The sequence below is a fragment of the Mycoplasmopsis synoviae ATCC 25204 genome, assembly GCF_000969765.1.
In the GTDB taxonomy this organism is placed as follows: domain Bacteria; phylum Bacillota_I; class Bacilli_A; order Mycoplasmatales; family Metamycoplasmataceae; genus Mycoplasmopsis; species Mycoplasmopsis synoviae.
Map to the genome: position 1 here is coordinate 255,111 of NZ_CP011096.1, position 15,001 is coordinate 270,111.

Consider the following 15,001-nt stretch of genomic DNA (forward strand, 5'->3'; position numbering starts at 1 on the left):
TGCAACTCTAACTGTAGCTGTTGCTGCCGCGCTAGGTGAAGTTTGCGCTGTTGTTGGAGTAGCTGCTTGAGCTGGTTAGTTTTTAAGTTTTTTTAGCTAAATATTAAATTTGAAAAATTTCAAAAATATAAACCATCTTTGTACGCAAATTATATTTTGCATCTATTTGTATATATTTTTAAATCCTTTGAGCAATAATCTTAAAAACTTAAATATTTTGGGGCATGTTTTTGGTTTTATTATTATTAATTTTGTGGTGATTAAGCAGATACTTCGGTTAAATCTGAGCTTTGACCTGTTCCGCTAGATTCTGTATTTGTTTGAGTTGTTGATCCTTGCTCTTGATTTTCTTGACCTTCTTGAGATTCTTGAGTTTCTTCTTCGGTGGTTTGTTCTTCAAGTACGCTTATAGGTCTTACAAATTTAGTTAAAGGTATTCTAATTAGGAAAGTATTTACTCATCCATTGCTTGTTACACCCATCACTGCAAAATATACTGCTTTAGTGTCAGTATTTACTTGTTGTAAGAATCCTTTGTTATTGTATAGGAAATCGTTTAAACTTCCTATTCTAAGTTGTGTGTTGTTTTGAACGCTAGCTACAGTAACTCCGTTTGTTTTTAATACAAATTCAGCTGGAAATTTAGGGTCAAATTTATTAACGTAGTTAATTATTGCTTGTAATAATGAAGTTTGAGTGATACTCTCCCCTACTACGTTTACTAATAATTTTTTGAATTTATCGTTAAAGGTTCCTTCAACATTTGAAGTACCATTAATTGAAGTATTTTCTTTTCCACCTACTGTTGGTAGATCTGCATCTAACTCAATATTTGGCCCGGTGTAGTTCATATAAACGTTAACTTTAGCTTTTACATTAGCATCATCAACGATAGCATTTTTAGGTGCTGCAGTATAATAAGCTCCTTGTGTTGAAAGCACGTTTCTAGTTAAATTTGAATCTTTATATAAAACTCTTATTGTAAGAGTTACGCTAGTAGCTGAATCTTGTGCTAAAGCATATCCTTCCTTAGCTGCCAGATTGAAAGTAACTTTTGGGGTTAAATAAACTTTATTAGAACCTTTATTAGAAAATTCAACTTCATCTCAAGTGATAGTAGGAGTTGATAAAACCATATTCTTGAATTTATCTTTTCCTAATTTTCTTGTTAGCTGATCTGCTACAAGACTTAGTTTATCTTGGTTAGCTGCAAATCAATCTTCTAGTTTTTTTTGATTTGCTTCTTTGTGAGTTGCTTTACCTTTTTCTTCACCATCTGCTTCATAACCTTGCACTACTATTTTAGGCATAAACCCGTCTCAAAATTTAATTAACATTTTGGGGCATGTTTTTGGTTTTATTTTTAGCTTCAAGCTTGTGTTCCCATTTGAGTTGCTTGAGGATCTGCTTGAGCTTGATCTCCGCTAGCTTCTTCAGTAGGAACCGCTTCTCTTTGAGCTTGGAATTCTGTTAAAGGTCTTACAAATTTAGTTAATGGAATTCTAATTAAGAAGGTATTTAATCATCCATTGCTTGCTATTGCAGAAACTGCAAAATACACTGCTTCAGTATCTCCTTGGATTTGCTGTAAGAATACGTTGTCTCTATCATTTTTTACTAAATCGTCTAAAGTTCCAGGTCTAAGTTGTGTGTTGCTTTGAACTTTAGTTATAGTAACTCCGTCTATTGAATTTGTTACAAATTCAGCTCTAAATTTAGGGTCAAATTTATTAACATAGTTAATTACAGACTTTAATAAAGGATTTGCATATCTATTGGTAAATAGCAGTCCACTAGATGGATTTCCTCTAAATGCGGTGTTAAAGTCACCTGTTACACTTGAAGTTCCGTTAATTGAAGTATTTGTCGCTGTTCCAACTTGTGGTAAATCAGCATCAAGAACTATACTTGGCCCGGTGTAGTTTAGGTAAACATTAACCTTTGACTTTACATTTGCATCATTAACGGTAGCATTTCTAGGAGCTGCTGAAGATGAAGCTCCTTGATATGGAAGTAAAAGAGCGTTTGGATCACTTGAGCTATATAAAACTCTTATTTTTAACTCTAAGGTAGTTGAAGTTCCTTCCCCACTTGCTAATTGGTAACCATCTTTAGCAGCTACTGTAAAGGTTACCTTAGGAAACTTAACGCTTCCACTTGAAAGCATTACGTCTTCAAAAATAATTTGTGGATTTGAAAGAACAACGTTTTTAAATCTTTCTGCTCCAAGCTTTTTAGTTAGTTGATCAGATAAAGAAGCTCAGTTTGCTGCGTCACCAAATCAAGCTTTAATTTTATTTTGGTTGTCTAAATCATTTGTTCAACTTGAATCAAAACCTTCTAGCGCTATTTTTGGCATAAACCCGTCTCAGTATAGTGTACGAGTAGTATCAGCTTTATAGTAAGCAGTTTTGGTTGTAGGGTTATCACCGTTAAGTGCATCAGTAGCTGCTTTTAAAGTATCGTTTAATGATTTTAAGTAAGAAACTGTTGATGCTAAATCAGGAGTTGCAGGTGCTTGTGGTGCTTGTGGTGCTTGTGCATCTTCTGATGCTACGCCTTCTTCTGCAGAATCTTCTCCCATTGCAACTCTAACTGTAGCTGAAGTGGCTGCAGCTGCAGCTAAATCACTTTGAGTTGCAGTAGCTGCTTGAGCTGGTTAATTTTTAAGTTTTTTTAGCTAAATATTAAATTTGAAAAATTTCAAAAATATAAACCATTTTTGCACATAAATTATATTTTTTCTATCTATTTGAATATATTTTTAAAACCTTTGAACAATAATCTTAAAAACTTAAATATTTTGGGGCATGTTTTTTGGTTTTTATTATTACTAAGCTGTTTGACCTGTTTGATCTGGTTGTGATCCTTGACCTTCGCTAGCTTGTGCAGCGTCTTGTGGAGCTGCTGTTTTAGCTTGAAATACGCTTATAGGTCTAACAAATTTAGTTAATGGAATTCTTACAAGTACGGTGTTAAGTCACTTATCGTTTGTAACTGCAGTAACTGCAAAGTAAACCGCGCTAGAATCATCTTGAACTTGTTGTAAAAACACGTTGTTATTGTATAGTAAATCTTCTAAATTTCCTGGTCTAAGTTCTCTATCTTTTTTTTGTCTATCTTTTTGAACTTTAGTTAAAGCAACTCCGTTTGTTGCATTTGTTACAAATGCAGCTGGAAATTTAGGGTCAAATTTATTAACGTAGTTAATTACAGACTGCATTAAAGGATTTGCATATCTATTGGTAAATAGCAGTCCACTAAATGCATTGTTAAATGCACCTGTAACATTTGATGTTCCATTAATTAAAGTATTAGCTGCAGTACCTACTGCAGGAACTGCTTGATCTAAAACAATAGCAGGTCCGGTGTAGTTCATATAAACGTTTACGTCTCTAATTACTGCGGCATTATTAGATGGCGTTGAACCAGCTGGCGTTGCAGAAGATGAAGCTCCTTGATAAGGAAATAGTGTAGTAGCATCTACGGCTGAACTATTGTATAGGTTTCTAACTACTAAGCTTAATTCTCTAGTTGAATCATCTGCTAGTGTGTAACCGTCTCTGGCTTCTACGGTAAAAGTTACTGTAGGAATTTTATGTTGTGCACCTGCAGGTGAGTTAACTCAAGTAATGTTTTTATAAACTAGGTTAACGTTTCTTAGTTTTTCAACTCCTAGTTTCTTAGTAAGTTGCTCACTAACTTGTGATCAGTTTGAAGTGTTTTGGAATCATGCAACTAAATCGTTTCTATTTCTTGTATTTTCTGTTCAAGTTGTATCGAAACGCTCAATTACAATTCTTGGCATAAACCCGTCTCAGTATAGTGTACCACCGTCAACTGGTTTGTAGTATGCTGTTTTTTCTGTTGGGTTATCACCATTAAGTGCATCAGTAGCTGCTTTTAAAGTATCGTTTAATGATTTTAAGTAAGAAACTGTTGATGCTAAATCAGCTGCTGGTGTTGGTGCTGGTGTTTGAGTTTCTGCTTCTGCTGCAGCTTCTTCTGACATTGCAACTCTAACTGTAGCTGATGCTGCCGCGCTAGGTGAAGTTTGCGCTGTTGTTGGAGCAGCTGCTTGAGCTGGAGCCATTACAAAGTTTTGTAGTACAAATTCTGATTTGTCTCTAGCTTTAGTTCAAGCTCTAGGGTTTGGTAAAGCACTTTCTTCTGGAGCAGGAACTACAATTGAACCCTCTGTTCATTTGAATGCTGGAAACACTGATGAAGCTTTTAATAATGCATCGTCAAATGCGCTTTTGTTATCTGCGTCATAGTATTTTTGTGGATAATCCACTTGCATTTTTAGACCATCTGATACTAAAGTTTGAAGAGATTCTAATGATTCTTTTAACGATGTTAGGTTAGCTAACATTGTTGTAGCTTGAGCAGCGCGATCTTTAGTTAATTCATTAACTTGTCTTTGTAGTTCAGCTTTTAAAGCTCTATTAACAAGAGCATCAAGTTCTGTAACTTTAGCTGCAGCGCTAGTTTTTGTTTTTTGGAATTCAAGTTCTGGTTTAACTACTGCAACTGCTGCATCTAGAGCTGTTTTTGTAGATTCTAGATCACTTTGAGTAGTTGCTAAAGTTCCATCAGCATTTAGATTTGCAAGTTTTGTTCCATCTTCTAGTAATGATGTTGCTGCTGTGTATTTTTCTTCTAAAGTAGTTTTAAGAGTATCTGTTACTTTTGAGTATTCAGTATCATCTTTAGCTTCTTTAGCTTTAGTAACCGATCCGCTTGTAAACCACAAAAAAATTAAGTTAAAAATAAAACTAAATTTATTTTTTAAACTTAATTAAATGTCGGTGTAGTTTAAATACACATTAACTTTAGCTTTTGCTTTAGCATCATTAACGGTAGCTCCTCTAGGTGCTGCTGAAGATGAAGCTCCTTGTGTTGGCATTTGAATTGTGCTTTCACTTTCACGGTTATATAAGACTCTAACTACAAGACTTATCTCTGTAGCAGAAGCATTATCGCCTGTAGTTAAAGTGTAGCCTTCTTTTGCTGCAACTGTAAATGTTACAGTTGGAACTTTAGCAGGATCAGTACTAAACCTTGCACTTTTGAAAGTTAACTTTACGTTTTTAAATCTTTCTGCTCCAAGCTTTTTAGTTAGTTGTTCAGATAAAGAAGCTCAGTTTGATGCTTCTCTAAATCAAGCTTTAATTTTATCTTGGTTGTCTAAATCATTTGTTCAACGTGAATCAAAACCTTCTAGCACAATTTTAGGCATAAACCCGTCTCAGTATAGTGTACGACCGTTAACTGGTTTGTAGTATGCTGTCTTATTAGTTGTAGTATCACCATTTAGTGCTGCAGTTTGCGCTTTAAGATCTGTATCTAAGGTTTTTAGATAAGAAACTGTTGATGCTAAATCAGCTGCAGGAGTTTCTGCTGCAGGAGCAGTTTGCATAGTTGAAGTTTCTTCTGAAGCTGCATCACCATTTGCAACTCTAATTGTAGCTGATGCTGCCGCGCTAGGTGAAGTTTGCGCTGTTGTTGGAGTAGCTGTTTGAGCTGGAGCCATTACAAAGTTTTGTAGTTTGAATTCTGATTTTTCTCTAGCTTTGGTTCAAGCTCTAGGGTTTGGTAGTTGACCTTTAGGAGTTTCTACCATAATTGAACCTGTAGTTCATACAAATGCAGGAAATACTGATGAAGCTTTTAGTAAAGCTGCATCGAAATCTGCTTTGTTATCTGCATCATAGTAGTTTCTTGGGTAGTCCACTTGCATTTTTAGACCATCTGATACTAAAGTTTGAAGAGATTCTAATGATTCTTTTAATGATTTTAATTCTGAATCTAATTTATCAGCTTTACTTTGATCATTTTTAGGTAAATCATTTGCTTGTTTTCGAAGCTCAGCAATTTACAAGAGGTCCTAATTCTGAAGCTGTTTTAACAGCGCTAGCTTTAGTTTTAGCAAAAGTAAGCTCTGGCATAAGTGCGCTAACTGCTGCATTAAGAGCTGTTTTTGCAGATTCTAGATCACTTTGAGTAGTTGCTAAAGTTCCATCAGCATCTAGATTTGCAAGTTTTAAATCTTCTGTTAGAAAACCAGCTGCTGCTGTTAATTTTGCTTCTAAATCAGTTCTAAGAGTATCTGTTACTTTTGAGTATTCAGTATCATCTTTAGCTTCTTTAGCTTTAGTAACCGATCCGCTTGTAAACCACAAAAAAATTAACTTAAAAATAAAAGCAAGTTTGTTTTTTAAATTTAATTAAATGTCGGTGTAGTTTAAATAAACATTAACTTTTGCTTTTACGTTAGCATCATTAACTGTTGGACTTTCTGACGCTGCTGAAGATGAAGCTCCTTGTCTAGGAAGTTGAATTACGTTTTCACTTCCACGGTTATATAAGACTCTAACAACAAGACTTATCTCTTGAGCTGAAGCGTCTTGTCCTTCAGCTAAAGTGTAGCCTTCTTTTGCTGCAACTGTAAATTTTACAGTTGGAGTTTTAACAGCATTAGTACTAAAGGTAACTTCTTTATAAGTTAACTTTACGTTTTTAAATCTTTCTGTTCCAAGCTTTTTAGTTAGTTGATCAGATAAATCTTCTAGTTTGCTGCATTACCAAATCATTCTCTAATTTTAGTTTGGTTGGCTGAATTTTCTCTTCAAGTTGAATCAAAACCTTCAAGCACTATTTTAGGCATAAACCCGTCTCAGTATTAAGAAAACATTTTGGGGCATGTTTTTGGTTTTATTATTATTAAGTTGTACTTGGTGGTGTTTGTTCTGTAGATCCAGATGAATCTGAATTACTATATCCAGCTGGTTGTAATCTTGCTTCTTGAGTTTGACTTCCTCCAGTAGCTTCTTCTGCAGGAGGAGTTACTACTGGTGCTGTAAATACGCTTAATGGTTTAACAAATTTTGTTAATGGAATTCTAATTAAGAAAGTATTTAATCAACCTTGGCTGGTTATACCGTTAACTGCAAAATATACTGCGCTTGAGTCTCCATTAACTTGTTGTAAGAATCCTTTGTTATTGTATAGGAAATCGTTTAAACTTCCTATTTTAAGTTGTGTGCCGCTTTGAACGCTAGTTAAAGCAACTCCGTTTTTTTCTGTTACAAATGCAGCTCTAAATTTAGGGTCAAATTTGTTAACGTAGTTAATTATTGCTTGTAATAATAAAGTTTGAGTGAAACTCCCCCCCTACTACGTTTACTAATAAGTTTTTGAATTTAGTGTTAAAGTCACCTGTTACATTTGAGGTTCCGTTAATTGAAGTATTATTCTGATTTCCTACTTGTGGCAGCTCTGCATCTAACTCAATATTTGGCCCGGTGTAGTTCATATAAACGTTTACGTCTCTAATTACTGCGGCATTATTAGATGGCGTTGAACCAGCTGGCGCTGCAGAAGGAGAAGCTCCTTGATATGGAAGTAAAAGAGTGTTTGGATTACTTGAGCTATATAAAACCCTTATTTTTAATTCTAAGGTAGTTGTTGTTCCTTCTCCACTTGCTAATTGGTAACCATCTTTAGCTGCCACTCTAAAGGTTACCTTAGGAAATTTAACGCTTCCACTTGAAAGCGTTACGGTTTCAACACTAATTGTTGGATTTGAAAGAACAACGTTTTTAAATCTTTCTGTTCCAAGCTTTTTAGTTAGTTGATCAGATAAACCTTCTCAGTTTTCTGCTTCACCAAATCAAGCTTTAATTTTATTTTGGTTGTCTAAATCATTTGTTCAACCTGAATCAAAATTATCTAGCACAATTTTAGGCATAAACCCGTCTCAGTATAGCGCTAACATTTTGAGGCATGTTTTTGGTTTTATTATTGGCTTTGTCCTGTTCTTTGTGCTGGTTGTGAAGTTTCAGTTTGTCCGCCTTGAGATTGAGCTGGAGCTGCTGGTGCTCTAAATGGTGTAATAGGTCTAACAAATTTAGTCAAAGGAATTCTAATTAGGAAGGTATTTAATCAATTATTGCTTGCTACAGCTGTTACTGCAAAATATACTGCTTCTTTATCACCTTTTATTTGTTGTAAGAATACTTTGTTCTTATTGCTTAGTAAATCGTCTAAAGTTCCAGGTCTAAGCTCTTTTATTTTTTCAACTTTAGTTATAGTAACTCCGTTTATTGAATTTGTTACAAATTGAGCTCTAAATTTAGGGTCAAATTTGTTAACATAGTTAATTACAGACTTCAATAAAGGATTTACATATCTATTGGTAAATAGCAGTCCTTTAGATGGATTTCCTCTAAATGCAGTGTTAAATGCACCTGTAACATTTGAAGTTCCATTTAGTGAAGTATTTTCTTGTCCGCCTACTGTTGGTAGATCTGCATCTAACTCAATATTTGGCCCGGTGTAGTTTAAGTAAACATTAACTTTTTCAATTGTGGTTGCATCATTTGCCTGTGATGCATTATTAGGAGTTGTTGAAGATGAAGCTCCTTGCATTTGTAAAACGTTTGCATTAGGTGATTGAGTTGTATATAAAACTCTTATAACCATTGTAAGACCTTGTGAAAATTCACTTCCGCTTTGCAATTCATAACCTTCTTTTTGGGTTACATCAAAGGTAACTTTAGGTCTATATTGGTTGCTATTTACTATGTCTCAATCTACTTGTGGATTGGTTAGTTTAACGTTTTTAAATTTCTCACTTCCTAGTTTTTTAACAAGTTGATCTTCTAGATTGCTTCAATTTGCTTTAGTATTAAATCATGTTTGAAGTTTTGATTTATTATCTTCTACATTTGTTTGCGATGCAGTAAAACTTTCAAGAGTAATTTTTGGCATAAACCCGTCTCAGTATTAAGAAAACATTTTAGGGCATGTTTTTAGTTTTATTATTAGCTTTGTTCTTCTGGTTGAGTTTGTGCACCTGTTCCAGAATCTGTTTGAGTAGGAGCCGAAGCTGGGGTTGCAGTAAATGCTGTTAAAGGCTTAACAAATTTTGTTAATGGAATTCTTACAAGTACGGTGTTAAGTCACTTATCGTTTGTAAGTGCAGTAATTGCAAAGTATACTGCGCTAGAATCATCTTGAACTTGTTGTAAAAACACGTTGTTATTGTATAGTAAATCTTCTAAATTTCCAGGTCTAAGTTCTTTTTTGTTTTGAACTTTAGTTAAAGCAACTCCATCTATTGCATTTGTTACAAACATTGCTCTATACTTAGGATCGAATTTATTTACATAGTTAATTACAGACTGCATTAAAGGATTTACATATCTATCGGTAAATAGCAGTCCTCTAATGCAGCGTTAAAGTCTTCATCTGTAACGTTTGATGTTCCATTTAATGAAGTATTAGCTGCGTTACCAACAGTAGGTAGAGCTGCGTTTAATATTAGTGCAGGTCCGGTGTAGTTCATATAAACGTTTACGTCTCTAATTACTGCGGCATTATTAGATGGCGTTGAACCAGCTGGCGCTGCTGAAGATGAAGCTCCTTGTGTAGGAAGTTGAATTACGTTTTCACTTCCACGGTTATATAAGACTCTAACAACAAGGCTAATTTCATTTGCTGAATTATCAAGAGTGTATCCATCTTGTGCTTCAACTGTAAATGTTACAGTTGGAGTTTTAACAGCATTAGTACTAAAGGTAACTTCTTTATAAGTTAACTTTACGTTTTTAAATCTTTCTGCTCCAAGCTTTTTAGTTAGTTGATCTGATAGTCCTACTCAGTTTGCTGCATTATCAAATCATTTTCTAATTTTTCTTTCGTTTTCTTCTGAATTTTGTTCTCAAGTTTTATCAAAACCTTCAAGCACAATTTTCGGCATAAATCCGTCTCAGTATAAATTAAGCATTTTGCTGTTCGTTATTAAAATAGGTTTTATTCTTATAAATATGGTTGTGTTTTAGTTTGTTGAATACAAACTATAAAATAGCTTTAACAAATTTATTTAATGGAATTCTAATTAAGAATGCATTTAGTCATTGATCATCGGTAAGTCCACCGATTGGTAGGTATACCGCTTCAGAGTCCATGTGCATTTGTTGTAAAAAGATATTGTTTTGAGATTTAAGTTCTGACTGACTTAAACGTGTGTTATTTGTTCTAAGTCATGAAACACATGCTCTATATCTATGATTACCTGCATCTGCTGGTACGCTAGTTAGATATTTAGGATCAAAAGTTTGAACGTATTTTGTAATCGCTAGCATTAGCTATGTAGGATCATTGGTATTAGTTGTTTTGTTAAATAAAGTTTTAACTTTAGCTGCTAAAGTTTCATCTGTAATTGGAGAAGAACCATTAATGGTTGTATTATTAGCGCTCCTACTTCTGGCAAGGTAGCGTCTAAAACAATCGCTGGTCCTGTATAGTTTAGGTAAACGTTAACATTTCTCATAACGTTAGCGTCGTTTGGATTGCTTGCTCTATTTGGAACTGCTGAAAATGAAACACCTTGATATCTAAGTGCGTTTTCTGTTTGATTTTGACTTGTGTATAAAACTCTAATTGATAAAGTAATTTGTTTTTTTTCACCTGTTGGTTCGGTAAGGTTATATCCATCCTTAGCAGCAACAGTAAATGTTACTTTAGGAATTCTTACATCTCTACCTGTTGAAACATCATCGTAGCTAATAACAGGATTTGTTAGAGTAACATTTTTAAATTTATCATAACCTAGTTTTTTGGTTAACTGTTCTGAAAGTTTTTCTCAATTGCTTGAGGTAGCAAATCACTCTTGTAGTTTTGTTTTATTTGCTTCTTCGTGAGTTTTTTCATCAACCCTTGCATCATCACTTGCTACGTAACCTTCAACTACAATTTTAGGCATAAACCCGTCTCAGTATATTTTTTTAATAATTAAACCTAAATTTGGTTTATATTTTTGAATTAATTTTTAATTGAGATATTTAAATTTTGCTACAAATCATGTAGTTAATATTAATGCGTTTCTTTTATTTCAAAAATCATATCCGCCTAATGTGTTTGCTTTATGTTCTTATTTTTTAAAACATTTTTTTATTTAAAAAATAAAATAGTTTTTAACTTAAATTAATTAAAACATTTTGGGGCATGTTTTTGGTTTTTATTATTATTAAGTTTGTGGTGATGATTGTGAAGCTGAATCTCCTTGAGCTTCTTGTGTTTCAGTAGCTTCTCCGCCTGATTGTCCATCTTCTTGATTTTCTGCGTTTTGCTCTGTGTTATCAGCTTGGCTAGAATTTTCTCCAGATTCTTCTTGAGAGTCCTCAGTAGTAGGAATCATTACTGCTGATGCTGTAAATGGTGTAATAGGTCTTACAAATTTAGTTAATGGAATTCTAATTAAGAAAGTATTTAATCAACCTTCGCTGGTTACACCGTTAACTGCAAAATATACTGTGCTTGAGTCTCCATTAACTTGTTGTAAGAATTCTTTGTTATTGTATAGGAAATCGTTTAAACTTCCTATTCTAAGTTGTGTGCCGCTTTGAACGCTAGTTAAAGCAACTCCGTTTGTATTTAATACAAATGCAGCTCTAAATTTAGGGTCGAATTTGTTAACGTAGTTAATTATTGCTTGTAATAATGAAGTTTGAGTGAAACTCCCCCCTACTACGTTTACTAATAAGTTTTTGAATTTAGTGTTAAAGTCACCTGTTACATTTGAGGTTCCGTTAATTGAAGTATTATTCTGATTTCCTACTTGTGGCAGCTCTGCATCTAACTCAATATTTGGCCCGGTATAGTTCATATAAACGTTTACGTCTCTAATTACTGCGGCATTATTAGATGGCGTTGAACCACTTGGCGCTGCTGAAGATGAAGCTCCTTGGTATCTTAAAGCGTTTTGAGTTGATGAAGCGCTGGTGTATAGCACTCTAATTGATAGAGTTAATGATGAAGTAGCACCATTATCAGTTTGAAGTGTATATCCGTCTTTACCTTGTAAAGTAAAGGTTACTTTAGGTATTCTTGTATTGCTTCCACCATCTTCATAGCTAACTGTTGGGGCAGTTAAAACTACATTTTTCAATTTATTAGCACCTAGTTTTTTGGTTAACTGTTCTGAAAGTTTTTCTCAATTACTTGAGGTGTTAAATCAGTTTTGTAGTTTTGTTTTATTTGCTTCTTCATGAGTTGCTTTACCATTTCCTGCACCATCTGCTTGGTAACCTTGCACTACTATTTTAGGCATAAACCCGTCTCAGTATAGTGTACGATCAGCGTCAACTTTATAGTAAGCTGTTTTATTTTTGGTTGTATCACCATTTAACTTATCGGTTTCAGCTTTTAAGCTGTCACTTAATGATTTTAGATAAGATGCTGTTGATGCTAAATCAGCTACTGGTGTTGGTGCTGGTGTTTGAGTTTCTGATGATTCTGAATCTTCTGCTGCTTCTTCTGTTTCAGTTTCTTCTGTTCCTGTTGCAACTCTAACTGTAGCTGAAGCTGACTCAACTGCTGCAGGTTCTGTTTGTGTTGGTGCAGCTGCTTGAGCTGGAGCCATTACAAAGTTTTGTAGTTTGAATTCTGATTTTTCTCTAGCTTTGGTTCAAGCTCTAGGGTTTGGTAAAGCGCCTCCTTCTGGAGTAGGAACTACAATTGAATCCTCTGTTCATTGGAATGCAGGAAACACTGATGAAGCTTTTAGTAAAGCTGCATCGAATGCTTCTTTATTGTCAGCATCGTAGTATTTTTGTGGATAATCCACTTGCATTTTTAGACCATCTGATACTAAAGTTTGAAGAGATTCTAATGATTCTTTTAATGATGTTAGGTTTTCTAACATTGTTGTAGCTTGAGCAGCGCGATCTTTAGTTAATTCATTAACTTGTCTTTGTAGTTCAGCTTTTAAAGCTCTATTAACAAGAGCATCAAGTTCTGTAACTTTAGCTGCAGCGCTAGTTTTTGTTTTTTGGAATTCAAGTTCTGGTTTAACTACTGCAACTGCTGCATCTAGAGCTGTTTTTGTAGATTCTAGATCACTTTGAGTAGTTGCTAAAGTTCCATCAGCATTTAGATTTGCAAGTTTTGAACCTTCTGTTAGAAAACCAGCTGCTGCTGTGTATTTTTCTTCTAAAGTAGTTTTATGAGTAGTATCTGTTACTTTTGAGTATTCAGCATCTTCTTTAACTGCTTTAGCAGCAGTAACCGATCCGCTTGTAAACCACAAAAAAATTAAGTTAAAAATAAAACTAAATTTATTTTTTAAACTTAATTAAATGTCGGTGTAGTTTAAATACACATTAACTTTAGCTTTTGCTTTAGCATCATTAACGGTAGCTCCTCTAGGTGCTGCTGAAGATGAAGCTCCTTGTGTTGGCATTTGAATTGTGCTTTCACTTTCACGGTTATATAAGACTCTAACTACAAGACTTATCTCTGTAGCAGAAGCATTATCGCCTGTAGTTAAAGTGTAGCCTTCTTTTGCTGCAACTGTAAATGTTACAGTTGGAACTTTAGCAGGATCAGTACTAAACCTTGCACTTTTGAAAGTTAACTTTACGTTTTTAAATCTTTCTGCTCCAAGCTTTTTAGTTAGTTGTTCAGATAAAGAAGCTCAGTTTGCTGCATTATCAAATCATTTTCTAATTTTTCTTTCGTTTTCTTCTGAATTTTGTCCTCAAGTTTTATCAAAATCAGTTAGCACTATTTTAGGCATAAACCCGTCTCAGTATAGCGCTAACATTTTGGGGCATGTTTTTTGTTTTATTATTATTATTGAGTTTGTGGTGATTCTTGTTGAGCTTGATCTGTTTGAGTTGATCCTGATTCAGAAGCTGAACCTGATGCATCTTGATTCCCACCAGTTTGTTCAGTTCCTTGTTGTTGAGTATCGCTAGAAGGGCTTGTAGGAGTTGTAGGCCTGAATTCTGTTAAAGGTTTAACAAATTTAGTTAAAGGAATTCTAATTAGGAAGGTATTTAACCAACCTTTGCTGGTTACACCGTTAACTGCAAAATATACTGCGGTAGAATCACCATGAACTTGTTGCAAGAATCCTTTGTTATTGTATAGGAAATCGTTTAAACTTCTTATTTTAAGTTGTGTGCCGCTTTGAACGCTAGTTAAAGCAACTCCGTTTGTATTTAATACAAATGCAGCTCTAAATTTAGGGTCGAATTTGTTAACGTAGTTAATTATTGCTTGTAATAATGAAGTTTGAGTGAAACTCCCCCCTACTACGTTTACTAATAAGTTTTTGAATTTAGTGTTAAAGGTTCCTTCAACATTTGAAGTTCCATTTAGTGAAGTGTTATTTGCAGTACCAACTGCAGGAACTGCTTGATCTAAAACTATAGAAGGCCCGGTGTAGTTTAAGTAAACATTAACATCTTTAATAGTTTGAGCATGATTCGCACTATTTGCACCATTTGGCGCTGCCGAAAATGAAACACCTTGATATCTAAGTGCGTTTTCTGTTTGATTTTGACTTGTGTATAAAACTCTAATTGATAATGAGATTTGTTTTGTTTCACCTGTTGGTTCGGTAAGATTATATCCATCCTTAGCAGCAACAGTAAATGTTACTTTAGGAATTTTTACATCTCTACCTGTTGAAACATCATCGTAGCTAATAACAGGATTTGTTAGAGTTACATTTTTAAATTTATCAGCACCTAGTTTTTTGGTTAACTGTTCTGAAAGTTTTTCTCAATTACTTGAGGTGTTAAATCAGTTTTATAGTTTTGTTTTATTTGCTTCTTCGTGAGTTGCTTTACCATTTCCTTCACCATCTGCTTCATAACCTTGCACTACTATTTTCGGCATAAACCCGTCTCAGTATAGTGTACGAGTAGTATCAGCTTTATAGTAAGCTGTTTTATTAGCTGTAGTATCACCATTTAACTTATCGGTTTCATCTTTTAAGCTGTCACTTAATGATTTTAGATAAGATGCTGTTGATGCTAAATCAGCCATTGGAGCTGTTTGAGCTTCTGATGATTCTGAATCTTCTGCTGCTTCTTCTGTTCCTGTTGCAAGTCTAACTGTAGTTGAAGTGGCTGCAGTTGCAGCTGAATCACTTTGAGTTGCAGGAGCTGCTTGAGCTGGTTAGTTTTTAAGTTTTTTTAGCTAA

General features: G+C 34.3%; 13 protein-coding genes and 1 pseudogene. All 14 read right to left on the minus strand.

Annotation, left to right across the window (positions count from 1 at the left end; all coding sequences use genetic code 4):
- Positions 1 to 260 precede the first annotated feature (260 nt).
- Entirely contained in the window at positions 261 to 1,337 is a 1,077-nt protein-coding gene (locus VY93_RS01205) for a hemagglutinin (protein WP_081692751.1), read from the minus strand.
- A 26-nt stretch (positions 1,338 to 1,363) separates the two neighbouring features.
- Positions 1,364 to 2,584 carry a hypothetical protein gene (locus VY93_RS04235; RefSeq protein WP_051245058.1) on the minus strand — a complete coding sequence of 407 codons (1,221 nt, stop codon included), beginning with the start codon at positions 2,582 to 2,584 and terminating at the stop codon, positions 1,364 to 1,366.
- A 249-nt stretch (positions 2,585 to 2,833) separates the two neighbouring features.
- Positions 2,834 to 4,756 carry a hypothetical protein gene (locus VY93_RS01215; RefSeq protein WP_046128314.1) on the minus strand — a complete coding sequence of 641 codons (1,923 nt, stop codon included), beginning with the start codon at positions 4,754 to 4,756 and terminating at the stop codon, positions 2,834 to 2,836.
- A 54-nt stretch (positions 4,757 to 4,810) separates the two neighbouring features.
- A pseudogene (locus VY93_RS01220) lies at positions 4,811 to 6,230 on the minus strand (hypothetical protein); the annotation flags it as partial.
- 902 nt (positions 6,231 to 7,132) lie between these two features.
- Positions 7,133 to 7,780, minus strand: a complete 648-nt coding sequence (locus VY93_RS04345) for a hypothetical protein (RefSeq protein ID WP_223211473.1) — start codon at positions 7,778 to 7,780, stop codon at positions 7,133 to 7,135.
- Between the two features lie 23 nt (positions 7,781 to 7,803).
- Positions 7,804 to 8,775: a hypothetical protein gene (locus VY93_RS04300; protein ID WP_052717794.1), complete on the minus strand. Its 972-nt coding sequence runs from the start codon at positions 8,773 to 8,775 to the stop codon at positions 7,804 to 7,806.
- Between the two features lie 53 nt (positions 8,776 to 8,828).
- A complete protein-coding gene (locus tag VY93_RS04655; RefSeq protein ID WP_046128316.1) occupies positions 8,829 to 9,194 on the minus strand; it encodes a hypothetical protein in 366 nt (121 codons plus the stop codon).
- Positions 9,195 to 9,202: 8 nt separating this feature from the next.
- Positions 9,203 to 9,793 (minus strand): hemagglutinin, encoded by a 591-nt coding sequence (locus tag VY93_RS04660; protein WP_309299859.1) that lies wholly within the window; start codon positions 9,791 to 9,793, stop codon positions 9,203 to 9,205.
- A gap of 70 nt (positions 9,794 to 9,863) precedes the next feature.
- Positions 9,864 to 10,151 carry a hypothetical protein gene (locus VY93_RS01245; protein ID WP_046128318.1) on the minus strand — a complete coding sequence of 96 codons (288 nt, stop codon included), beginning with the start codon at positions 10,149 to 10,151 and terminating at the stop codon, positions 9,864 to 9,866.
- A 59-nt stretch (positions 10,152 to 10,210) separates the two neighbouring features.
- The gene (locus tag VY93_RS01250; protein ID WP_046128319.1) at positions 10,211 to 10,771 is read right to left on the minus strand and encodes a hypothetical protein; all 561 of its coding nucleotides are present in this window, start codon (positions 10,769 to 10,771) and stop codon (positions 10,211 to 10,213) included.
- 264 nt (positions 10,772 to 11,035) lie between these two features.
- On the minus strand, positions 11,036 to 13,096 hold the full coding sequence (locus tag VY93_RS01255; protein WP_046128320.1) for a hypothetical protein: 2,061 nt from the start codon (positions 13,094 to 13,096) through the stop codon (positions 11,036 to 11,038).
- 45 nt (positions 13,097 to 13,141) lie between these two features.
- On the minus strand, positions 13,142 to 13,612 hold the full coding sequence (locus VY93_RS01260) for a hemagglutinin (protein ID WP_223211474.1): 471 nt from the start codon (positions 13,610 to 13,612) through the stop codon (positions 13,142 to 13,144).
- Positions 13,613 to 13,641: 29 nt separating this feature from the next.
- Entirely contained in the window at positions 13,642 to 13,920 is a 279-nt protein-coding gene (locus tag VY93_RS04500; protein ID WP_052717796.1) for a hypothetical protein, read from the minus strand.
- 684 nt (positions 13,921 to 14,604) lie between these two features.
- Positions 14,605 to 14,844, minus strand: coding sequence for a hypothetical protein (locus tag VY93_RS04350; RefSeq protein ID WP_052717798.1), 240 nt, complete (start codon positions 14,842 to 14,844; stop codon positions 14,605 to 14,607).
- Positions 14,845 to 15,001 lie beyond the last annotated feature (157 nt).